Genomic DNA, 19,966 nt, shown 5'->3' with positions numbered 1-19,966 from the left:
AGCGCCGAATTCAAGGCAATATGCCGACATCGCCGCTGTGCACGACCGCCTGTGTCCCATCCTCGCAGGCGAGCATCAGCGCGCCATCGCCGCGCAGGCCGGCAAAGCGCCCGTGCAGGGACGTGTCACCCGTGCCCGTCACCACCAGCGGCGTGCCGATGGGATGCGCACGGGCAAGCCAGGCGGGAATGAACGCGGCCATCCCCTCGGCGCGCCAGCGTGGCAGCCAGCGGTCGACCGCGAGAACCAGCGCGTCGAGAACCGCCTCGGCGGTAACGTCAGCCCCGCCCGGCAAGGCGTTCAGCGCCACGGTCGGGCGGTCGGCGAGCGACGGCGCGGTGGCGATATTGACCCCGATCCCGGCGATGATCGCCTGCCCCTCCCGCTCCAGCAACATGCCCGCGAGCTTGGCGCCATCCGCAAGAACATCATTGGGCCATTTCAGCAGGATCGGCGCCTTCTCTGCGAGGCTTGAAAGCGCGTCATGGACCGCGATCCCCATCATCAAACTGATGCCGGTGACTGGCGGATCACCCGGCTGCAGCGCGATCAGGGTGGACGCGTAGAGATTGCCCGTCGGACTCTGCCATGCACGCCCGAGCCGCCCTCGCCCGGCCATCTGGCGCTCGGCGCGAAGCCAGTGCCCATCCGGCCAGCGATCGGCCTGCGCGCGCAGATCGGCATTGGTGGAGCCGGTTTCCGGTACGACATGGATGCGCGCGTGAACCATCTAGCCGCGCCCCTGTGACGCCATGCGGTGATCGAGGGTCATCGACGCGCCCATTGGGCACCGCCGCGTCGCCCCCCTCGGGAGGCGACGCGCGGCGGTCTCAGAAAAGCGAAGCTGCAGCAGCCGCGCTCGCCCGGTCGAGCCAGGGGTTGAGCAGATAGCCCACCACGATGATCGCCGCGCAGGCGGTCATAAGCCCATATTCCAGCGGGCTGCGGGCGGTGCCATAAGGCTCGGCCGGCTGGTCGAAGTACATCGTCTTGACCACCTTGAGATAATAGAAGGCGCCGATCACCGAAGCCGCGATACCGATGGCGGCCAGCGGCGTAAGGCCCGCGCCGACGGCGGCATCGAACACCAGGAACTTGGCCCAGAAGCCGAACAGCGGCGGAATACCCGCAAGGCTGAACATGAAGATCGCCAGCGCAGCCGCCAGACCCGGCCGCGAGCGCGACAGGCCCGCGAGGCTCGCGATCGTCTCGACCGGATTGCCGTCCTCATCCCGCATCTGCAGCACGCAGACGAAGCTGCCGACCGTCATGATGATGTAGATGAACAGATAGCTCATCACCGCTGCAACGCCTTCGGCCGTGCCGGCCGCCAGGCCGATCAGCGCGAAACCGATGTTGTTGATCGAGGAATAAGCCAACAGCCGCTTGATGTTGGGCTGGTTGATCGCCGCAACGGCGCCCAGCACGATGGACGCCAAGGCCATGAAGATGATGATCTGCTGCCAGGCGACGCCGCTCGGCCCCATCGCGCTGATCGCGACGCGCACCGTCAGCGCGAGCGCGGCGACCTTGGGTGCGCTGGCGAAGAAGGCGGTAACCGGCGTCGGCGCACCTTCATACACGTCCGGCGTCCACATGTGGAACGGCACGGCACTGATCTTGAAAGCAAGGCCAGCCAGCACGAACACCATGCCGAACATCTCGCCGGTGCTCAGGCCATCGGCCATCGCTGCAGCGACACCAGTGAAGCTGGTCGTGCCGGAGAAGCCATAAAGCAACGACATGCCATAAAGAAGGATGCCGCTCGCGAGGCCGCCGAGCACGAAATATTTGAGGCCCGCTTCTGCCGAGCGCGAATCCTTGCGGGCAAAGCTCGCGAGAACATAGGCCGCCAGGCTCTGCAGCTCGAGGCCGATATAGAGTGTCAGCAGATCGGCCGCCGACACCATCATCGACATGCCGATGGACGAGAAGAGGATCAGCACCGGATATTCGGCGCGCAGCCCGCCATCGCCATCGAAGAAGCGCGGTGCCACGACGATGCAGGCCGCAGCCGCGAAGAAGATCAGCGCCTTGGCGAAGCTCGCAAAGGCATCGGCGCGGTAGAGACCCTCGAATATCAGCCCGCCGGCATTCACCGCCGGCGTAGCGAGAAGCAGCCCGGCCACGGCGAGCGCCAGCACGGAGAGCCAGCTCACCGTGCGACCGGCGCTATCGCCTGCAAAGGCACTGACCATCAGCAGGACCAGGCCCGAGATCGTCAGCGTGATTTCCGGCAGGACCGAAGCGAATACGCCCAGGCTATCCATCAGTGCGCCCCCTCGGCGTGTTCTTCGTGATGTGTTGTAGCGGCCTTGCCCGTGCCCTTGGTGAGATGGGCGTCACCGGCGGGCTTCACCGCTTCCGTGCGGGCAACGATGCTGGCGACATTGCCACGCATCGGCGCCAGGAAGCTCTCGGGATAGACGCCCATCCACAGCACCGCAGCGGCAATCGGCACCAGCAGCGCCAGTTCACGCGCCGAGAGGTCCGGCATGGCGCGCACGTCATCCTTCACCAGATCGCCGAACACGACGCGGCGGTAGAGCCACAGCATGTAGGCGGCGCCCAGGATGATGCCGGTGGTGCAAACCAGCGCCACCCAGCTCGACGCCTGATAGATGCCCATCAGCGCGAGCAGTTCGCCCACGAAGTTGCTCGTGCCCGGCAGGCCAACGGAGGCCATGGTGAAGAGCATGAACAGCAGCGCATATTTGGGCATGTTGACCGCAAGGCCGCCATAGCGACTGATCTCGCGGGTGTGCAGGCGATCATAGATGATGCCCACGCACAGGAAGAGCGCGCCGGAAACCAGGCCGTGGCCCAGCATCACCATCATGGCGCCCTCGACACCCTGCTGGTTGAAGGCGAACAGACCGACCGTCACGATCGCCATGTGCGCGACCGAGGAATAAGCGATCAGCTTCTTCATGTCGCTCTGCACCAGCGCGACGAGACTGGTGTAGACCACCGCGACCATCGAGAGACCCCAGACCAGCCAGGCCAGTTCGGCCGAGGCGACCGGAAACATCGGCAGCGAGAAGCGGATGAAGCCATAGCCGCCCATCTTCAGCAGCACGCCGGCGAGGATCACCGACCCTGCGGTCGGCGCCTGCACATGCGCATCCGGCAGCCAGGTGTGGACCGGCCACATCGGCATCTTCACCGCAAAGCTTGCGAAAAAGGCGAGGAACAACCAGGTCTGCGCATGCGGCGGGAAGTCATAGGCCATCAGCACTGGAATGCTGGTGGAACCGGCCGTGCGGACCATCCACAGCATTGCGATGAGCATCAGCACCGAGCCGAGCAGCGTATAGAGGAAGAATTTGTAGCTGGCGTAGATCCGGTCCGCGCCGCCCCAGATGCCGATGATGAGATACATCGGGATGAGGCCGGCCTCGAAGAAGATGTAGAAGAGGAAGATGTCCTGCGCCGCGAAGACGCCGATCATCAGCGTCTCCATGAACAGGAACGCCGCCATATATTCGCCGACGCGGTCCTTCACGGATTCCCAGCTCGCGCCGATGCAGATCGGCATCAGGAACACCGTGAGTGCGATCAGCATCAGGGCGATGCCGTCGATGCCCAGCGCCCAGGCGAACCGCCCGAAGATCGGCGCATATTCGGTGAACTGCCATTCCGCCGCGCCGGGCGTCATGTCAAAGCTCAGCCAGAGGATTGCGCCCAGCACCAGGTCGATCAGGGTCGCGGCGAGCGCGATCCAGCGCGCCGACTGCGCCGAGACGAACAGGCAGGCGATGGCGCCGATCATCGGAACGGCGAGCATCAGCGAAAGGATGGGGAAGCTCTGGCTCATTTCGGCATGATCGCCCAGGTGACTGCCGCGGCGAGGCCAATCAGCATCACCAGCGCATAGGAATAGAGATAGCCCGACTGCATGGCCCGCGTGACCCGGCTGCCGGCGACGACGACCGCCGCCGCGCCATTGGGACCGAACCGATCGATGACCCCCTGGTCGCCGCCCTTCCAGAAGACGCGGCCGAGCCACATGGCCGGGCGAACGAAGATGAGATCGTACAGCTCATCGAAATACCACTTATGCAGCAGGAAATCGTAGAGCATGTAGAACTGCGCCGTAAACTTGGCCGGCCAGTCGGTGTGGCGGATATAGGCCAGCCAGGCGATGACGAGGCCGGTGAGCATGACGACGGCCGGCGTCGCCTTCACCCAGAACGGCACTTCATGCGCGGCGTGAACCAGATGCTCGTTGAAATAGAGGGTGCTGGCCGCCCAGAAGCGGGCGCCCTCTTCGACACCGAAGAAGCTGTAGTAGAACACATAACCACCCAGCACCGCGCCAAGGCTCAGCACAATCAGCGGGATGAGCATGACCAGCGGGCTCTCATGGGGATGATAGCCTGCCGTGCCGGTCGCCTGCGCATCGACGCCATGGCCGTGCGGATCATGGCCCGCATCTTCCTGCGCCGGCGGATTCTCCGCGCCATGCTCGGCATGGCCGTGCGCTTCGGCGTGGGCATGGTCGTCATGACCGTGGCCGTGGGCATCATGCCCATGGGCATCATGCACAGCGTGCTGAATGTGCTCGCTGCCTGCCCAGCGGGGCTTGCCCCAGAAGGTCAGGAACATCAGGCGCCAGCTGTAGAAGCTGGTGAGCAGCGCCGCGAAGGCGCCGACGAAGAACGCGCCCGTGCCGTGGCCGCCCGCCGCGAAGGCGCTCTCCAAGATGGCATCCTTGGAGAAGAAGCCGGCAAAGCCGAAATAGGTGCCGGGAATGCCGACGCCGGTAATAGCCAGCGTGCCGAGCAGCATCGTCCAGAAGGTGATCGGGATCGATTTCCGCAGGCCGCCATAATAGCGCATGTCCTGCTCGTGATGCATGGCATGGATTACCGAGCCGGCACCAAGGAAGAGCAGCGCCTTGAAGAAGGCGTGCGTCAGCAGGTGGAACATCGCGGCACCATAAGCACCCACGCCAGCGGCGAAGAACATGTAGCCGAGCTGCGAGCAGGTCGAATAGGCGATCACGCGCTTGATGTCGGTCTGCACCGTGCCGATGGTGGCGGCGAAGATGCAGGTTGCCGCGCCAACGATGGTAACCACCGCCATAGCCGTCGCGCTCGTCTCGAACAGCGGCGAAAGGCGGCAGACCATGAACACACCTGCCGTGACCATGGTCGCGGCGTGGATGAGCGCGGAGACCGGCGTCGGGCCTTCCATCGCGTCCGGCAACCAGGTGTGGAGGCCGAGCTGCGCGGACTTGCCCATCGCGCCGATGAACAGCAGCAGGCACAGCACCGTCATGGTGTCGAGGCGCATGCCGAGGAAGCCGATGGTCGAACCGGCCATGGTCGGCGCGGCGGCGAGGATCGCCGGAATGTCGATCGTGCCGAACACCAGATAAATGCCGAAGATGCCGAGCATGAAGCCCAAGTCGCCGACGCGGTTGACGACGAACGCCTTGATGGCCGCCGCGCCCGCCGAGGGCTTCTTGTACCAGAAACCGATCAGCAAATAGGAGGCCAGGCCCACGCCTTCCCAGCCGAAGAACATCTGCAGCAGGTTGTTGGCGGTCACCAGCATCAGCATCGCGAAGGTGAACAGCGAGAGATAGGCGAAGAAGCGCGGCTGATCCGGGTCCTCGTCCATATAGCCCCAGCTATACAGGTGGACGAGAGCGGAGACGCTGGTGATGACGACGAGCATCGTCGCCGTGAGCGAATCCACCCGCAGCGCCCAGCTGACGTCCAGCGTGCCGGAGCGCATCCAGGTGAACAGCTCGACAATCTGCGGCTGCGCATTGCCGGTGAGGTAGGAGATGAAGATCGGCCAGGACAGCGCGCAGGAGAGGAACAGCGCGCCCGTCGTGATGATCTTGGACGGCACATTGCCGATTGCGCGCTGGCCGAGCCCCGCGATGATCGCGGCCAGCAGCGGACCGAAGACGATGATTGAGATCACGCGATCAGCCCTTCATCTGGTTGACATCGTCGACGGCGATGGTGCCGCGCTGACGGAAATAGATGACGAGGATCGCCAGACCGATCGCCGCTTCACCGGCGGCCACCGTCAGAACGAACATGGCGAAGACCTGCCCGACCAGATCGCCCAGATAGGCGCTGAACGCGACGAGATTGATGTTCACCGCCAGCAGGATCAGCTCGATCGCCATCAGGATGACGATGATGTTCTTGCGGTTGATGAAGATGCCGAGCACGCCGAGCACGAACAGGATCGCGCTGACGACGACATAATGACCCAGGCCGATCATTCGGAAAGACCTCCCTTTCCATTCGCTTCGAGCCCTTCGACTGCCTGCATAGGCAGGCGCTCAGGACAGGCCAAGGTCGAGAAGCGGGGTGCGCGACGTGTCTCGACGACGCTCGACACGAACGGAGTGTTGATGCGGAAGAGGCTCACAGCTCTACCCCCTTGCCCACCGGCTGATCGATGTTGCGCACGGCATCCTCGGGCCGGCGGCGGACCTGCTTGCCGATGTCCTGCGAGCGCACGCCGCCCCGGGCGCGATGCGTCAGCACGATGGCGCCGATCATCGCAACGAGCAGGATGAGCCCGGCCGCCTCGAACAGGAAGATGTAGCGCGAGTAAAGCAGCGCGCCGATCGCCTGGATGTTCGGCATGTCCGTCGGTGTCGGCGCAGCCCGCTGCGCGAGCGTGACTTCACCGGCCTGCCAGATGGCGATGCCCAGCACCAGCTCGACCAGCAGGATCAGCGCGATGGCGCCGCCCAGCGGGAAATAACTGACGAATCCCGCTCGCAACTCCGCGAAATCGATGTCGAGCATCATCACCACGAAGAGGAAGAGCACGGCGACCGCACCCACATAGACGATGACGAGCAGCATCGCGACGAACTCGGCGCCGAGCAGCACCATGAGTCCCGCCGCGTTGAAAAACGCCAGGATGAGCCAGAGCACGCTGTGCACCGGATTGCGCGCGAGAATGACCATCGTGGCGGATGCCACGACGATGCTCGCGAACAGGTAGAAGGCGAAAACTTGAACGGTCAAAACGTCCCCCTCTGGTCCCTTCGCGGCGCCTTAACGGTAGGGGGCATCGGCGGCAAGGTTCGCCGCGATTGCCCGCTCCCATTTGTCACCATTGGCGAGCAGTTTCGCCTTGTCGTAATAGAGTTCTTCACGGGTTTCCGTGGCAAACTCGAAGTTCGGGCCTTCCACGATCGCGTCGACCGGGCAGGCTTCCTGGCAGAAGCCGCAATAAATGCACTTCACCATGTCGATATCGTAGCGCGTCGTGCGGCGCGAGCCATCGTCGCGCGGCTGCGCCTCGATGGTGATCGCCTGCGCCGGGCAGATTGCCTCGCACAGCTTGCATGCGATGCAGCGCTCTTCGCCATTGGGATAACGGCGCAGCGCATGCTCGCCGCGGAAGCGGGGCGAGATCGGGTTCTTCTCATAGGGGTAGTTGATGGTCGCCTTGGGCTTGAAGAAATACTTCAAGGTCAAAGCGTGCGCCTTCAAAAACTCCCAGAGGGTGAAGGATTTGACGAGATGCGCAATCATGCGCCGCCTCCATAGCGGGTCAACATCAGGAACCCGGACACGAGGAATACGAAGAAGAGCGAGAGCGGCAGGAAGACCTTCCAGCCCAGCCGCATCAGCTGGTCATAGCGGAAGCGGGGCACCGTCGCCTTCACCCATGAGAAGATGAAGAAGAAGATGAAGGTCTTGGCCAGCAGCCAGATGATGCCCGGCACAATATAAAGCGGCGCCCAGTCCACCGGCGGCAGATAGCCACCCCAGAAGAGCAGCGCGTTGAGCAGGCACATCAGGATGACGTTGGCATATTCGCCGAGCCAGAAGAGCGCGAAGCTCATCGACGAATATTCGGTCTGATAGCCGGCGACGAGCTCGGATTCCGCCTCGGTCAGGTCGAAGGGCGCCCGCGCCGTCTCCGCCATGGACGAGATGAGGAACACCACCGCCATCGGGAAGAGCAGCGGGTTGAAGCCGTGGCCGTTGAGGAAGCCATAATAGCTGCGCTGCGTCTCGACGATGGTCGAGAGATTGAAGCTGCCCGACCAGAGCACGACGCTGATCAGCACGAAGCCGATCGAGACCTCATAGGAGATCATCTGCGCACTGGCGCGCATCGCAGAGAAGAAGGGATATTTGGAATTGGACGCCCAGCCCGAGATCACCACGCCGTAAACGCCGAGCGAGCTGATCGCGAGAATGTAGAGCAGGCCGACATTGATGTCCGCCAGCACCATCCCGGCATCGAACGGAATGACCGCCCAGGCCAGCAGTGCCACCGTGAAGGTGATGATCGGCGCAAGGATGAACAGGCCCTTGTTGGCCGCACTCGGAATGATCGTTTCCTGCAGGAAGACCTTGAGGCCGTCCGCGAAGGACTGGAGCAGGCCGAAGGGGCCCACGACGTTGGGACCGCGGCGCAGCGCCATCGCAGCCCAGATCTTGCGGTCGGCATAGATGATCATCGCGACGGCCAGCATGAGTGGCAGCGCGATGAGCAGGATGAGGATCAGGTTGGCGACGAACCAGCCGAAGCCCGTGCCCAGATAGGTCTGGAAAAACTCGGTCATTCCGCGGCCTCCGCGAATTCTTCACCCATGACCAGTTCTGCCGAGCAGCGCTTCATCGTCGGGCTGGCCCGACAGATGGCGTTGGTCAGATAGAAATCCTTGATCGGCAGGCTGATCGGGCCGCTCGCATTGCTCGCGAGCGACGGGGCCGACCAGCCGAAATCCACCAAGCCTTCCTGCGCCAGCGCCGGGACAGCGGCGTACATGGCCGCGCGCAGTGCCTCGAAGCTGTCGAACGGCAGCGTCTTGCCCAGCACATCGGAAAGCGCGCGCAGGATCGTCCAGTCCTCGCGGGCATCGCCCGGCGCGAACACGGCCTTGTCGCCGCGCTGCACGCGGCCTTCCGTGTTCACATAGGTTCCAGCCTTCTCGGTATAGGCCGCGCCGGGCAGGATCACGTCCGCCGCGTGGGCGCCCTTGTCGCCATGATGGCCGATATAGGCCTTGAAGCTCTTGCCGAAGAGGTCGAACGGCACATCGTCCGCGCCCATCAGAAACAGCAGCTTGGGCTCGCTCTGGGCTATCGCCTTCACCCCGCCCTGCGCCGCATAGCCAAGCATCAGCCCGCCCATCCGTGCGGCAGCCATGTGGACGACGTTGAAGCCGTTCCAGTCAGGCTTGATGAGACCCAGCGTGTTCACCGCCGCCAGTGCGGCGCCATGCACGCCCGCGGCCGCCAGCGCACCGCCGCCCATGATCAGCGCCGGGCGGTTGGCCGCAGCGAAGGCATCAAGCACATCCTTGGGCAGGTTCGCGAGCAGCGCGGCATCATTGCCGAGCGAGGTCACCTTGTAGGTCAGGTCCACGTCCGGCCCGATGGTCCAGACCTTGGCGCCCTTCTTGATGGCCTTGCGGATGCGCGTGTTGATCAGCGGCGCTTCCCAACGCAGGTTGGTGCCGACCAGCAGGATCGCGTCCGCCGTCTCGATGCCGGCGAGCGTCGAATTGAAGTTCACCGCCGAAAGGCTGGAAACGTCATAGTCGAGGCCGCCCTGGCGGCCTTCGAGCAGCGAACCGCCAAGACCATGGACAAGCTCACGCGCGGCGAACATCGTCTCGCAATCGAGCTGATCGCCGGCAATCGCCGCGACCGAACCGTTCGCGCTCTTCGCCACGGCAGCGATGGCAGCAAAGGCCTCGTCCCATGTCGCGGGGACAAGCTGCCCATCCTTGCGAACATAGGGCTTGTCCAGCCGCTTGCGCATCAGCCCGTCAACGGCGTGGCGGGTCTTGTCGCTCGCCCACTCCTCGTTCACGTCATCGTTGATGCGCGGCAGCACGCGCAGCACGGCGCGGCCCCGGCTGTCGATGCGGATGTTGGTGCCCACAGCATCCATCACGTCGATGGCGAGCGTTTTCTTGAGCTCCCAGGGCCGTGCCTCGAAGGCATAGGGCTTGGACGTCAGCGCGCCGACCGGGCAAAGATCGACCACATTGCCGGAGAGCTCGCTCTTGGCGGCATGCTCCAGATAGGTGGTGATCTGCATGTTCTCGCCGCGATAGATCGCGCCGATCTCCGGCACGCCGGCGACTTCCTCGGCAAAGCGCACGCAGCGGGTGCACTGGATGCAGCGGGTCATCACCGTCTTGACGATGGGGCCCATATATTTCTCGGTGACAGCCCGCTTATTCTCGTCATAGCGGCTCTGGCCCCGGCCATAAGCGACGGACTGGTCCTGCAGATCGCACTCGCCGCCCTGATCGCAGATCGGGCAATCGAGCGGGTGATTGATGAGCAGGAACTCCATCACGCCCTCGCGGGCCTTCTTCACCATCTCGCTGTCGGTACGGATTTCCTGACCGTCCGCCGCCGGCAGCGCGCAGCTCGCCTGCGGCTTGGGCGGCCCGGGCTTCACCTCGACAAGGCACATGCGGCAGTTGCCCGCAATGGAGAGGCGCTCATGATAGCAGAAGCGCGGGATTTCCTTGCCGGCCAGCTCGCACGCCTGAAGCACGGTCGCTCCGGCGGGAACTTCGATGTCGATGCCGTCTACTTTGACTGTGGGCATGATTAGTTTGGAACCTCCGCCCTATTGGACTGTCCGGCCTCAGTTTCGCGATAGAGCGCTTCAGCGAGGACGGCGGACAAAGACGCTTTGTTAAATGCCACTTGGGCACCAGCCGGAAAACACGGTCCGAGATGAGGCTGCACAGCGCCTAAAGCGCTATCCTCAGCCGAACTGCCGGGCTGTGACATAACAAAAGATTTCACACTCGCTGCGTCCGCTCGAACTACACATGAGCCAAAATCCATCAGACCCCGATAACTGCCGGTCCAAATATTTTTGTCATCACTTTGGTACAAGGAATAATCGACTGGCTGCTCCGCGAACGTAACGGAAGCGCCATCGAAGTCCCGCATATATGCCGAGCGGAATACCGCCCCTCTCGCAAGATTGAACGGCATACGGAGGTCCGCACTCCATAGGCAATCATCGGTCGACATACGAACCAGCAATTTATTCGATGCCGCAGAAAATGCCTTGAGCTTCAAGAACTCATCCGTCCCTCTCCGATTTCTGCGAACAATGCATTGCGCGAAATCGTAGGTTGCCGTTCGAGCTATCTCGGTTTTGGAAAGCGAACTATTCTGCGAGGGACGCGCCGGCGCGGGTTGGGCGATCCTGGACCCCGTCGGAGCATAGACTCCGCCTTGGGCGAACACAGGCGTCCCTGCCACGCAGGTCACAGCAGTTGTGGCTATGGCGCCGGCGAATCTCACTCCGCTGCCTCCAGCACAGGGGCGCCGCCGCGCTTGGCCGCGATGCGCCGTTCGATCTCGGGGCGGAAATGGCGAATGAGGCCCTGGATCGGCCAGGCGGCTGCGTCGCCGAGCGCGCAGATGGTGTGGCCTTCGACCTGCTTGGTGACCTGGAAGAGCATGTCGATCTCTTCCACCTCGGCATCGCCGCGCACAAGCCGCTCCATCACGCGCCACATCCAGCCGGTGCCTTCGCGGCACGGCGTGCACTGGCCGCAGCTCTCATGCTTGTAGAAGTAGCTGAGCCGCGCGATCGCCCGCACGATGTCGGTCGACTTGTCCATGACGATGACCGCCGCCGTGCCAAGGCCGGAGCCGAGCGCGCGCAGGCCGTCGAAGTCCATCGGAGCGTCCATGATCTCGGCAGCCGGCACTAGCGGCACTGAGGAGCCGCCGGGGATGACCGCGAGGAGATTGTCCCAGCCGCCGCGAATGCCGCCGCAATGGCGATCGATCAGTTCGCGGAACGGGATGCTCATGCTCTCCTCGATCACGCACGGCTTGTTCACATGGCCGCTGATCTGGAAGAGCTTTGTGCCGCGGTTGTTCTCGCGCCCGAAGCTGGAGAACCAGCCGGCGCCGCGTCGCAGGATCGTCGGCGCAACCGCGATGCTCTCGACATTGTTGACCGTGGTCGGGCAGCCATAGAGGCCGGCGCCCGCCGGGAACGGCGGCTTGAGGCGCGGCTGGCCCTTCTTGCCCTCGAGGCTCTCGATCTGCGCGGTTTCCTCGCCGCAGATATAGGCCCCTGCCCCGCGATGGACGAACACGTCGAAATCATAGCCCGAGCCGCAAGCATTCTTGCCGATGAAGCCCTTGGCATAGGCCTCTTCCACCGCCGCGAAGAGCACCTTCGCCTCGTAGATGAACTCGCCGCGGATATAGATATAGGCGGCGCGCGCGCGCATCGCGAAGCCGGCGATCAGTGCGCCCTCGATCAGCTTGTGCGGATCGTGGCGGATGATCTCGCGGTCCTTGCAGGAACCCGGCTCGGATTCGTCTGCGTTGATGACCAGGAAGCTGGGGCGCCCGTCCTTGCTCTCCTTGGGCATGAAGCTCCACTTCATACCGGTCGGGAAGCCGGCGCCACCGCGACCACGCAGGCCCGAGGCCTTCATGATGTCGATGATGCCGTCCTGCCCGATTTCGAGCAGTTTTTTGGTGTTATCCCAATCGCCCCGCTTCATGGCGGCGTCGATGCGCCAGTCCTGATAGCCATGGACGTTGGTGAAGATGCGGTCCTTGTCTTCCAGCGGGCCGACAAAGGGCGGCGGCGCGGCGGGCGTTTCGTCAGCCATTACCATTCCCCCCGATAATCATGATTCTCGGTGACCATCGCCTTCGTCGCCGTCGGCCCGCCCTCAGGGGCGCTGGTCTGGCGGTCGATCTGCGGACCGATCTTGGGCTGCTTGCCGGCTGCGAGATCGTCGAGGATCGCCGTCATGCTCGCGAAGGTCAGATCTTCGTAATTGTCGTCGTTGATCTGGACCATCGGCGCATTGGCGCAGGCGCCGAGGCACTCGACCTCGGTCAGCGTGAACAGGCCATCCGCGGTGGTCGTGCCCTTCTTGAGGCCGCGCTTGTAGCAGGCGTCCAGTACATCGTCGCTGCCGCGCAGCATGCACGGCGTCGTGCCGCAGACCTGCACATGGAACCGGCCGACCGGCGCCAGATTGTACATGGTGTAGAAGGTCGCGACCTCATAGGCGCGCATGAACGGCATATCGAGCTGGGCGGCGACATATTCGATCACCGGGATCGGCAGCCAGCCTTGCGTGTTCGTCTCCGCACCGACCTGCCGCTGGGCGAGATCGAGCAGCGGCATCACTGCCGACTGCTGGCGGCCATCCGGATAACGCGCGATGACCTTCTTGGCCTGCTCGGCATTTTCCGGCGTCCAAGCAAAGCCGCCCCAGCGGGCGCGGACTTCGGCTTCATCGGGGATCTGGGGTGCGTCAGCCATTCTCGCGGATCCGCTTGCTGTAGGCCGGCGCGCCGAAGGTCAGCCAGAAATAGACCGTGGCGCATGCCAGCCCGGCGACCACGCCATCGGGAACATCGGCCATGCGGTCCAGCACGATCAACACCATGCCGGCAAGGCTCAGCACCAGGATATGCAACCAGACGGGTGTTGCGTCGCCCCTCATCGAATGAACTCCACGCGCGACACCTTGTCGCCCTCGAATGAATAGACTGCGATCACGTCGAACGGTTCGACCAGCTCCGAGCCATCGCTGGCCGGGCCGCGCGTGACATGCTCGCGCATCAGCACATAATTGCCGATGGCCTGCGCCTCGACGATCTCCGCATGGTTCTGCGGCCATTTGGCGAAAGCGGCGGCGAGGCCCGAGCGGGTCCCTTCCTTGCCTTCGCGCACGACGGCGCCGCGATAATTGGCCTCGCAGGCTTCGTCCGTCATCAGCTCGACATAGGCGTCGGCATCCTGACGATTGTAGCGGGCGATCATCTCTCGCGTGATGGCGATGCGCTCGTCAGCGGACAGCATGGTTGCAAGGCTCACCGGTCGCACTCCCCGAACACGATGTCCATCGCGCCGAGCACGGCCGTGGTGTCGGCCAGCATGTGGCCCTTCATCAGGAAGTCCATCGCCTGCAGATGGCTGAACGCGGTCGGACGGATCTTGCAGCGATAGGGCTTGTTGGTCCCGTCGCTCACCAGATAGACGCCGAACTCACCCTTGGGGCTTTCGGTCGCCACATAGACTTCGCCCTCGGGCACGTGGAAGCCCTCGGTGTAGAGCTTGAAGTGGTGGATCAGTGCTTCCATCGACTGCTTCATCTCGCCGCGCTTGGGCGGCACGACCTTGCGATCGAGCGAAGCGACCGGGCCGTCCGGCATCTCGTTCAAGCACTGCTTCATGATCCGCGCCGACTGGCGGACCTCCTCCACGCGCACCATGAACCGGTCGTAGCAGTCGAAGTTGGTGCCGACGGGCACGTCGAACTCCATGCGATCATAGACATCGTAGGGCTGGGCCTTGCGGATATCCCACGGAATGCCCGAGCCGCGCAGCATCGGGCCGGAAAAGCCCCAGCGCAGCGCGTCTTCCTTGGAGCAGACCGCGATGTCGACATTGCGCTGCTTGAAGATGCGGTTGTCCGCCACCAGGCTGATCGCATCCTCGAAAAGACGCGGCAGGCGCGTATCGAGCCAGTCGCCAATATCGGCGAGCAGCTTGAGCGGCACGTCCTGATGGACGCCACCCGGACGGAAATAGGCCGAGTGCATGCGGGCGCCGGATGCGCGCTCGAAGAAGTTGAGGCAGTCCTCGCGGATCTCGAACATCCACAGATTCGGCGTCATCGCGCCGACGTCCATGACGTGAGAGCCAAGGTTCAACATGTGGTTGCTGATCCGCGTCAGCTCCGCAAAGAACACGCGCAGATATTGAGCGCGCAGCGGCACTTCGAGGTTCAGCAGCTTCTCGATGGCCAGCACATAGCTGTGCTCCATGCCGAGCGGCGAGCAATAGTCCAGCCGGTCGAAATAGGGCAGAGCCTGCAGATAGGTCTTATACTCGATCAGCTTCTCGGTGCCGCGGTGCAGCAGGCCGACATGCGGATCGCAGCGCTCCACGATCTCGCCCTCGAGCTCCATGACCAGACGCAGCACGCCGTGGGCAGCGGGGTGCTGCGGGCCGAAGTTGATCGTATAGTTCTGGATCGCGGTGTCGCCGAGCGCCGGATCGGCGTCGTCAACGAGATGCTCCAGCTTGTCGAGATATTCGGACATCAGGCGTCACCCTCGGGCGTCTTGGGCTTGCGCGTACGCTTCGGCTTGTTTTCCACCGGGGGCGTGTCTTCCACCGGCGCAGACGCAACCTCCGCCTTCTTGGCACGCGGTGCACGGGCCTGCTTGGTCGCGGCCTTGTCGGCCGGCGCGCCGGCACCGGTATCCGCAGGCTTGTCCGTCGTCTTGGTCGTCTTTGCGTCCGGGGAAGCGGATGCAGGCGGGGGCGGCGGAGGAGGTGGCGGCGGCGTGGGCGCACCCGGCGCCTCGCCCTTGGCCTTCTCGTCGCCCGGCAGCACATATTGCGCGCCTTCCCACGGGCTCATGAAGTCGAAGCTGCGGAAGTCCTGCGCGAGCTTCACCGGCTCATAGACCACCCGCTTCTGCTCTTCCGAATAGCGCAGCTCGACATAGCCGGTAAGCGGGAAGTCTTTGCGGAACGGATAGCCCTTGAAACCATAATCGGTGAGGATGCGGCGCAGGTCCGTGTTGCCCTCGAACAGCACGCCATACATGTCGAACACTTCGCGCTCGAGCCAGCCGGCAACCGGCCAAAGATGCGTGACGGTCGGCACCGCATGATCCTCATCGGTGCGCACCTTGACGCGCAGGCGATGGTTCTTGGTCACCGAAAGCAGGTGATAGCAGACCTCAAAGCGCTCGGCCCGCTCGGGATAGTCGACCCCGGCGATCTCCATGAGCTGCTGATAGTCGAAGCGATCGCGCAGAAGCTGCAACGCGTCGGCCAGCGCCTCGCGCTGCACGCCCACGCTCAGCTCGAAATGCGCATCCTTGATCGCCAGCACGGCATCGCCCAGCGCGGCGCGAATGGCATCGGCCAGACCCTCGATCGGCTCGACCCGCGGTGCGGAATGAACGGCTGTCACCATATCCGCCCCCTCAACGCTCTATCGTGCCGACCCGGCGGATTTTCCGCTGGAGCTGCATGATGCCATAAAGCAGTGCTTCGGCGGTCGGCGGGCAGCCGGGGACGTAGATGTCCACGGGCACGATCCGGTCGCAGCCGCGCACGACGCTGTAGCTGTAATGATAATAGCCACCGCCATTGGCGCACGAGCCCATCGAGATGACGTATTTCGGCTCGCTCATCTGGTCGTAGACCTTGCGCAGCGCCGGAGCCATCTTGTTGCACAGCGTGCCGGCAACGATCATCACGTCGCTCTGGCGCGGAGACGCGCGCGGGGCAGCGCCGAAGCGCTCCATGTCGTAGCGCGGCATGTTCACATGGATCATCTCGACCGCGCAGCAGGCGAGGCCGAAGGTCATCCACCAGAGCGAGCCGGTGCGCGCCCAGTTGAACAGGTCTTCCGTAGACGTGACAAGAAAGCCCTTGTCGCTCACCTCGGTGGAGAGCGCCTTGAAGAATTCGGGATCTGGCTGCGTGGCCGGCGGAACCCCGATCAGCGGAGCGCCCAGCGTGCCCGGCCGTTCAAGTTCTACTCCCAATCGAGTGCTCCCTTCTTCCAGGCATAGACGAGGCCGAGCACCAGCTCGAAAATGAAGATCATCATCGCGCCCCAGCCGGCCCAGCCGATTTCAGCCAGACTCACCGACCAGGGGAAGAGAAACGCCGCTTCCAGATCGAAGATGATGAACAGGATGGCGACGAGATAGAAGCGCACGTCGAACTGACTGCGCGGATCCTCGAATGCGGGAAAGCCGCACTCATATTCGCTCAGCTTTTCCGGGTCCGGCTTGTGCGATCCCGTCAGCCGGCCGACGGCCATGGGCAGGAACACGAACGCGCACGACAAGCCCAATGCGACAACCAGAAACAGCAGGATCGGCAGATATTGCGACAGATCGACCACTTGAATCCCCTAGGCTTAATAGCCTTTGATGGGGGCGCTTTAGGACTGCTGCACCTGCGAGGCAACCCTTGGACGGGCTGAGAATGATTCGCAACAAATCAGCCGAGCCTGAGCCCCTTCCACCGGGCCCCGGAGCGGACGGACGCCCAACCATTCGTCGCATTGGATCACGTCGAAGATTGCAAATGCCTCGCAACAACACTATCAACGAATCATGCTTGTCTGTATCTGTAATGCGATCACGGAACAGGAACTGCGCAGCGTTGCTCGCCAGGGTGTGACGTGTCCCGAAAGCGCCTACCGGGCGCTCGGCAAAACGCCGCAATGTCGCATCTGCCTCGATCATGCGGAAGATGTGATGGTGGAAGAGCAATCCTCCTGCCGGGCGCGCTGCAGCCGCAGCCTCAGTGCACCAAGCCAGACCGGCACCTGGGCAACGGCCTGACCCAATCAGCCAAGCCTCCATTTCCTGACTATCATTGGCATTAGCGAAGAAGTGCACCGCTATTAAGAACCTATCGCACCCATGGTTGCGAGACGTTCTCGCGTGAATTATTGACGCTTTGCTGCTAGTTCCGCTCCATCGACTGACGACATGGAGACAGAACATGAAGGGTGACGAAAAGGTCATCGAATTTCTCAATGGCGCGCTCAAGAACGAGCTGACCGCCATCAACCAATATTTCCTCCACTACCGTCTTCTCGATCACTGGGGCATCTCGAAACTCGCCAAGTTTGAGTATGAGGAATCGATCGACGAGATGAAGCACGCCGACAAGCTGGCTGAGCGCATCCTGTTTCTCGATGGCCTGCCCAACTTCCAGCTGCTCGGGCGCCTGCGCATCGGCAGCACGGTCGAGGAAGTGCTCAAGGCCGACCTCGATACCGAATTGGAGGCGATCCCGCTGCTGCGCGATGCCATCCAGCATTGTGAGAGCGTGCGCGACTATGTCAGCCGCGACCTGTTCCAGCACATCCTCGACAGCGAGGAAGACCATGTCGACAAGCTGGAGACGCAGTTCGAGATGATCGAGCGGATGGGCCTGGCCAATTATATCCAGCTCAACAGCGAGGCTGTTGAAGGCTGACGCGCCGTCCAGAAGCAAAAAGGGCGCCCCTGCTGGCCGAACGGCGAGTAGCGGGCGCCCTTTTTGTTGGCCGGTAAACGGCGGCAGCGATAGTCGCCGGCGCCGGACCGTTCCGCCTCACATATTGCGCAGCGCGCCTGCGAGCAGCTTGTGGAGCTTGCTGTGGAGCACGTCATTGGCGGCCAGCACCTGGCGACGCTCCACCGGCTCGGCGCCACCCCGGAAGTCGGTGACGAAACCACCGGCCTCGCGCACCAAAAGAATGCCGGCCTGCACGTCCCATGCCGAGAGGCCGCTCTCCCAGAAGCCATCATAGCGCCCGGAAGCCACCCAGGCGAGGTCGAGCGCAGCGGAGCCATAGCGGCGGATGCCCGCGACCGACGGCGCGATGGCACCGAAGATGCGGCTCCATTCAGTGAAATCGCCATGGCCGATGAACGGAATTCCGGTGGCGATCAAAGCCTCGGTCAGATCGCGGCGTGCCGAGACGCGCAGGCGCTGGTCATGCCGCCAGGCGCCACGGGACTTCTCGGCCCAATAGCTCTCGTCCGTGATCGGCTGGTAGATCATGCCGGTCGTCACCTCGCCCCAACCCTGCCCGGAGCGATGCGGCTCCTGCACGGCGATGGAAATGGCGAAATGGGGGATGCCATGCAGGAAGTTGGTGGTGCCATCGAGCGGATCGATCACCCAGCGCGGCTTCATGGGATCGCCGGCGATCTCGCCGCCTTCCTCCAGCAGGAAGCCCCAGTCCGGCCGCGCCTTGCTCAGCTCGGCGACCAGCGTGTCCTCCGCCTTCTTGTCGGCGACGGTCACGAAGTCGGCCGGCCCCTTGCGGCTGACCTGAAGATGCTGAACCTCGCCGAAGTCGCGCCGCAGTTGCGGAGCCACCTTGCGGGCCGCGCGCTCGATGACCGTCAACAGGCCGGAATGGGATACCATGTCAATCTGTCTCCTCCGGCGCGGAAGAGCGGCCGGTCAGGGAATGAAATCACTTCTTGGGCGGTGCGACCATCTCGGGCCGCAAACCGCAAACGGCCGCCATGGCGCTGAGCACCTGGGTCGGATTTTTGCGGTCCAGCTTCTTCTCGGTCATCAGCTTGTCGGTATTCTCGCTGATCTTGCTGAACGGATTCCCGTAGGCGCAGGTGAAGAGAATGCTTTTCACCGGCTGCGGAATCTTGTCGGACTGCAGACCGCTGACCATGATGCGGAAATTCTCCGCCGCGTGCTGAAGCTGCGCTTCGCTGGGCTGCCCCGCAGGCCTGGCCGGCTTGGCCTGCGCCAGCAGCGGCGCGGACCAGGCGAGGGAAAGGGCCAACACGGACCCGGCGACGAGGCGGAGGGGGCGCATCAGTCGGCCCGCTTCACATATTCGCGCTCATACACGTCGACGATGATCCGGGTGCCGGTGGTGATGTGCGGCGGCACCATCACGCGCACGCCATTGTCGAGAATCGCGGGCTTGTAGCTCGCCGATGCGGTCTGCCCCTTCACCACGGCGTCTGCCTCGACGACGGTCGCTTCGACCGTCTCGGGCAGCTGCACGCTGATCGGGCGCTCTTCATACATTTCGAGCATGACCATCATGCCGTCCTGCAGGAAGGCGGCGGCGTCGCCGACGAGATCGTTGGGCAGGTTAATCTGCTCATAGGTCTCCGTGTCCATGAAGACGAGCATGTCGCCCTCGGCATAGAGATATTGGAAATCCTTGGTGTCGAGGCGGATGCGCTCGACCGTCTCGGCAGAGCGGAAGCGCACATTGTTCTTGCGCCCGTCGATCAAGTTCTTCAGCTCCACCTGCATATAGGCGCCGCCCTTGCCGGGCTGAGTGTGCTGGATCTTCACGGCGCGCCACAGGCCGCCTTCATATTCGATATTGTTGCCGGGACGAATATCCACGCCGCTGATCTTCATGGGTCGCGCCTGTCTATTTCAAGGATGGAAAGAGCCGGTGCGCCCTCTAGCC

22 protein-coding genes are annotated in these 19,966 nt (G+C 63.4%); 2 read left to right on the top strand and 20 right to left on the bottom strand.

What is annotated here, in order from left to right; all coding sequences use genetic code 11:
- Positions 1 to 10 precede the first annotated feature (10 nt).
- The 17 genes from M2339_RS03730 to M2339_RS03650 all read right to left on the bottom strand — a co-directional run bounded on the left by M2339_RS03730 (position 11) and on the right by M2339_RS03650 (position 16,909).
- Positions 11 to 730, bottom strand: coding sequence for a biotin--[acetyl-CoA-carboxylase] ligase (locus tag M2339_RS03730; RefSeq protein WP_264587464.1), 720 nt, complete (start codon positions 728 to 730; stop codon positions 11 to 13).
- Positions 731 to 830: 100 nt separating this feature from the next.
- A complete protein-coding gene (gene nuoN / locus M2339_RS03725; RefSeq protein ID WP_264587465.1) occupies positions 831 to 2,270 on the bottom strand; it encodes an NADH-quinone oxidoreductase subunit NuoN in 1,440 nt (479 codons plus the stop codon).
- Positions 2,270 to 3,817 carry an NADH-quinone oxidoreductase subunit M gene (locus M2339_RS03720; RefSeq protein ID WP_264587466.1) on the bottom strand — a complete coding sequence of 516 codons (1,548 nt, stop codon included), beginning with the start codon at positions 3,815 to 3,817 and terminating at the stop codon, positions 2,270 to 2,272. Before M2339_RS03720 ends, nuoN begins: the two co-directional genes overlap by 1 nt.
- A complete protein-coding gene (nuoL, locus tag M2339_RS03715; RefSeq protein ID WP_264570749.1) occupies positions 3,814 to 5,940 on the bottom strand; it encodes an NADH-quinone oxidoreductase subunit L in 2,127 nt (708 codons plus the stop codon). The genes M2339_RS03720 and nuoL overlap by 4 nt, the downstream gene beginning before the upstream one ends.
- A 4-nt stretch (positions 5,941 to 5,944) precedes the next feature.
- Entirely contained in the window at positions 5,945 to 6,250 is a 306-nt protein-coding gene (nuoK, locus tag M2339_RS03710) for an NADH-quinone oxidoreductase subunit NuoK (protein WP_181560075.1), read from the bottom strand.
- Positions 6,251 to 6,395: 145 nt separating this feature from the next.
- Positions 6,396 to 7,010 carry an NADH-quinone oxidoreductase subunit J gene (locus M2339_RS03705; RefSeq protein WP_181560076.1) on the bottom strand — a complete coding sequence of 205 codons (615 nt, stop codon included), beginning with the start codon at positions 7,008 to 7,010 and terminating at the stop codon, positions 6,396 to 6,398.
- Positions 7,011 to 7,040: 30 nt separating this feature from the next.
- Positions 7,041 to 7,523: an NADH-quinone oxidoreductase subunit NuoI gene (gene nuoI, locus M2339_RS03700; RefSeq protein ID WP_264570750.1), complete on the bottom strand. Its 483-nt coding sequence runs from the start codon at positions 7,521 to 7,523 to the stop codon at positions 7,041 to 7,043.
- Positions 7,520 to 8,566 (bottom strand): NADH-quinone oxidoreductase subunit NuoH, encoded by a 1,047-nt coding sequence (nuoH, locus tag M2339_RS03695; RefSeq protein WP_264573153.1) that lies wholly within the window; start codon positions 8,564 to 8,566, stop codon positions 7,520 to 7,522. The genes nuoI and nuoH overlap by 4 nt, the downstream gene beginning before the upstream one ends.
- Positions 8,563 to 10,575, bottom strand: a complete 2,013-nt coding sequence (gene nuoG, locus M2339_RS03690; protein WP_264587467.1) for an NADH-quinone oxidoreductase subunit NuoG — start codon at positions 10,573 to 10,575, stop codon at positions 8,563 to 8,565. Before nuoG ends, nuoH begins: the two co-directional genes overlap by 4 nt.
- Positions 10,576 to 11,284: 709 nt before the next feature.
- The gene (gene nuoF, locus M2339_RS03685; protein WP_264587468.1) at positions 11,285 to 12,625 is read right to left on the bottom strand and encodes an NADH-quinone oxidoreductase subunit NuoF; all 1,341 of its coding nucleotides are present in this window, start codon (positions 12,623 to 12,625) and stop codon (positions 11,285 to 11,287) included.
- Complete coding sequence (locus M2339_RS03680; RefSeq protein WP_264587469.1) at positions 12,625 to 13,290, bottom strand: complex I 24 kDa subunit family protein; 666 nt, start codon at positions 13,288 to 13,290, stop codon at positions 12,625 to 12,627. Before M2339_RS03680 ends, nuoF begins: the two co-directional genes overlap by 1 nt.
- On the bottom strand, positions 13,283 to 13,474 hold the full coding sequence (locus tag M2339_RS03675; protein ID WP_181560082.1) for a hypothetical protein: 192 nt from the start codon (positions 13,472 to 13,474) through the stop codon (positions 13,283 to 13,285). The genes M2339_RS03680 and M2339_RS03675 overlap by 8 nt, the downstream gene beginning before the upstream one ends.
- On the bottom strand, positions 13,471 to 13,833 hold the full coding sequence (locus M2339_RS03670; protein ID WP_264574893.1) for a nuclear transport factor 2 family protein: 363 nt from the start codon (positions 13,831 to 13,833) through the stop codon (positions 13,471 to 13,473). The genes M2339_RS03675 and M2339_RS03670 overlap by 4 nt, the downstream gene beginning before the upstream one ends.
- 11 nt (positions 13,834 to 13,844) lie before the next feature.
- A complete protein-coding gene (locus M2339_RS03665; RefSeq protein ID WP_264585343.1) occupies positions 13,845 to 15,080 on the bottom strand; it encodes an NADH-quinone oxidoreductase subunit D in 1,236 nt (411 codons plus the stop codon).
- Positions 15,080 to 15,967 carry an NADH-quinone oxidoreductase subunit C gene (locus M2339_RS03660; RefSeq protein ID WP_264587470.1) on the bottom strand — a complete coding sequence of 296 codons (888 nt, stop codon included), beginning with the start codon at positions 15,965 to 15,967 and terminating at the stop codon, positions 15,080 to 15,082. Before M2339_RS03660 ends, M2339_RS03665 begins: the two co-directional genes overlap by 1 nt.
- 10 nt (positions 15,968 to 15,977) lie before the next feature.
- Positions 15,978 to 16,544 carry a NuoB/complex I 20 kDa subunit family protein gene (locus M2339_RS03655; RefSeq protein ID WP_181560084.1) on the bottom strand — a complete coding sequence of 189 codons (567 nt, stop codon included), beginning with the start codon at positions 16,542 to 16,544 and terminating at the stop codon, positions 15,978 to 15,980.
- Positions 16,535 to 16,909 (bottom strand): NADH-quinone oxidoreductase subunit A, encoded by a 375-nt coding sequence (locus tag M2339_RS03650; protein WP_181560085.1) that lies wholly within the window; start codon positions 16,907 to 16,909, stop codon positions 16,535 to 16,537. The genes M2339_RS03655 and M2339_RS03650 overlap by 10 nt, the downstream gene beginning before the upstream one ends.
- Positions 16,910 to 17,123: 214 nt before the next feature.
- Here M2339_RS03650 and M2339_RS03645 point away from each other — a divergent pair, with 214 nt between their 5' ends.
- Together M2339_RS03645 and bfr are read left to right on the top strand one after the other, a co-directional pair.
- Positions 17,124 to 17,354 (top strand): bacterioferritin-associated ferredoxin, encoded by a 231-nt coding sequence (locus M2339_RS03645; protein ID WP_264587471.1) that lies wholly within the window; start codon positions 17,124 to 17,126, stop codon positions 17,352 to 17,354.
- Positions 17,355 to 17,517: 163 nt separating this feature from the next.
- Positions 17,518 to 17,997, top strand: coding sequence for a bacterioferritin (gene bfr, locus M2339_RS03640; protein ID WP_181560086.1), 480 nt, complete (start codon positions 17,518 to 17,520; stop codon positions 17,995 to 17,997).
- 117 nt (positions 17,998 to 18,114) lie between these two features.
- Here bfr and M2339_RS03635 read toward each other — a convergent pair whose 3' ends face one another.
- Genes M2339_RS03635 through efp form a run of 3 tightly spaced genes read right to left on the bottom strand, consistent with a single transcriptional unit; the run spans position 18,115 to position 19,914 of the window.
- Complete coding sequence (locus M2339_RS03635; protein WP_181560087.1) at positions 18,115 to 18,939, bottom strand: inositol monophosphatase family protein; 825 nt, start codon at positions 18,937 to 18,939, stop codon at positions 18,115 to 18,117.
- 49 nt (positions 18,940 to 18,988) lie between these two features.
- Positions 18,989 to 19,351: a hypothetical protein gene (locus M2339_RS03630; protein ID WP_264587472.1), complete on the bottom strand. Its 363-nt coding sequence runs from the start codon at positions 19,349 to 19,351 to the stop codon at positions 18,989 to 18,991.
- Positions 19,351 to 19,914 carry an elongation factor P gene (gene efp / locus M2339_RS03625; RefSeq protein ID WP_181560089.1) on the bottom strand — a complete coding sequence of 188 codons (564 nt, stop codon included), beginning with the start codon at positions 19,912 to 19,914 and terminating at the stop codon, positions 19,351 to 19,353. The genes M2339_RS03630 and efp overlap by 1 nt, the downstream gene beginning before the upstream one ends.
- Positions 19,915 to 19,966: the final 52 nt, after the last annotated feature.

Source organism: Sphingobium sp. B2D3C (assembly GCF_025961835.1).
GTDB lineage: Bacteria > Pseudomonadota > Alphaproteobacteria > Sphingomonadales > Sphingomonadaceae > Sphingobium.
The sequence above is the reverse complement of the archived record's forward strand: the minus strand, read 5'-3'. Positions and strand labels throughout refer to the sequence as shown.

Excerpts from the sequence above, each read along its gene's own strand:
- M2339_RS03730 (WP_264587464.1), bottom strand. The coding sequence starts at position 730 with ATGGTTCACGCGCGCATCCATGTCGTACCGGAAACCGGCTCCACCAAT.
- nuoN (WP_264587465.1), bottom strand. The coding sequence starts at position 2,270 with ATGGATAGCCTGGGCGTATTCGCTTCGGTCCTGCCGGAAATCACGCTG.
- M2339_RS03720 (WP_264587466.1), bottom strand. The coding sequence starts at position 3,817 with ATGAGCCAGAGCTTCCCCATCCTTTCGCTGATGCTCGCCGTTCCGATG.
- nuoK (WP_181560075.1), bottom strand. The coding sequence starts at position 6,250 with ATGATCGGCCTGGGTCATTATGTCGTCGTCAGCGCGATCCTGTTCGTG.
- nuoI (WP_264570750.1), bottom strand. The coding sequence starts at position 7,523 with ATGATTGCGCATCTCGTCAAATCCTTCACCCTCTGGGAGTTTTTGAAG.
- nuoH (WP_264573153.1), bottom strand. The coding sequence starts at position 8,566 with ATGACCGAGTTTTTCCAGACCTATCTGGGCACGGGCTTCGGCTGGTTC.
- nuoG (WP_264587467.1), bottom strand. The coding sequence starts at position 10,575 with ATGCCCACAGTCAAAGTAGACGGCATCGACATCGAAGTTCCCGCCGGA.
- nuoF (WP_264587468.1), bottom strand. The coding sequence starts at position 12,625 with ATGGCTGACGAAACGCCCGCCGCGCCGCCGCCCTTTGTCGGCCCGCTG.
- M2339_RS03680 (WP_264587469.1), bottom strand. The coding sequence starts at position 13,290 with ATGGCTGACGCACCCCAGATCCCCGATGAAGCCGAAGTCCGCGCCCGC.
- M2339_RS03675 (WP_181560082.1), bottom strand. The coding sequence starts at position 13,474 with ATGAGGGGCGACGCAACACCCGTCTGGTTGCATATCCTGGTGCTGAGC.
- M2339_RS03670 (WP_264574893.1), bottom strand. The coding sequence starts at position 13,833 with ATGCTGTCCGCTGACGAGCGCATCGCCATCACGCGAGAGATGATCGCC.
- M2339_RS03665 (WP_264585343.1), bottom strand. The coding sequence starts at position 15,080 with ATGTCCGAATATCTCGACAAGCTGGAGCATCTCGTTGACGACGCCGAT.
- M2339_RS03660 (WP_264587470.1), bottom strand. The coding sequence starts at position 15,967 with ATGGTGACAGCCGTTCATTCCGCACCGCGGGTCGAGCCGATCGAGGGT.
- M2339_RS03645 (WP_264587471.1), top strand. The coding sequence starts at position 17,124 with ATGCTTGTCTGTATCTGTAATGCGATCACGGAACAGGAACTGCGCAGC.
- bfr (WP_181560086.1), top strand. The coding sequence starts at position 17,518 with ATGAAGGGTGACGAAAAGGTCATCGAATTTCTCAATGGCGCGCTCAAG.
- M2339_RS03635 (WP_181560087.1), bottom strand. The coding sequence starts at position 18,939 with ATGGTATCCCATTCCGGCCTGTTGACGGTCATCGAGCGCGCGGCCCGC.
- M2339_RS03630 (WP_264587472.1), bottom strand. The coding sequence starts at position 19,351 with ATGCGCCCCCTCCGCCTCGTCGCCGGGTCCGTGTTGGCCCTTTCCCTC.
- efp (WP_181560089.1), bottom strand. The coding sequence starts at position 19,914 with ATGAAGATCAGCGGCGTGGATATTCGTCCCGGCAACAATATCGAATAT.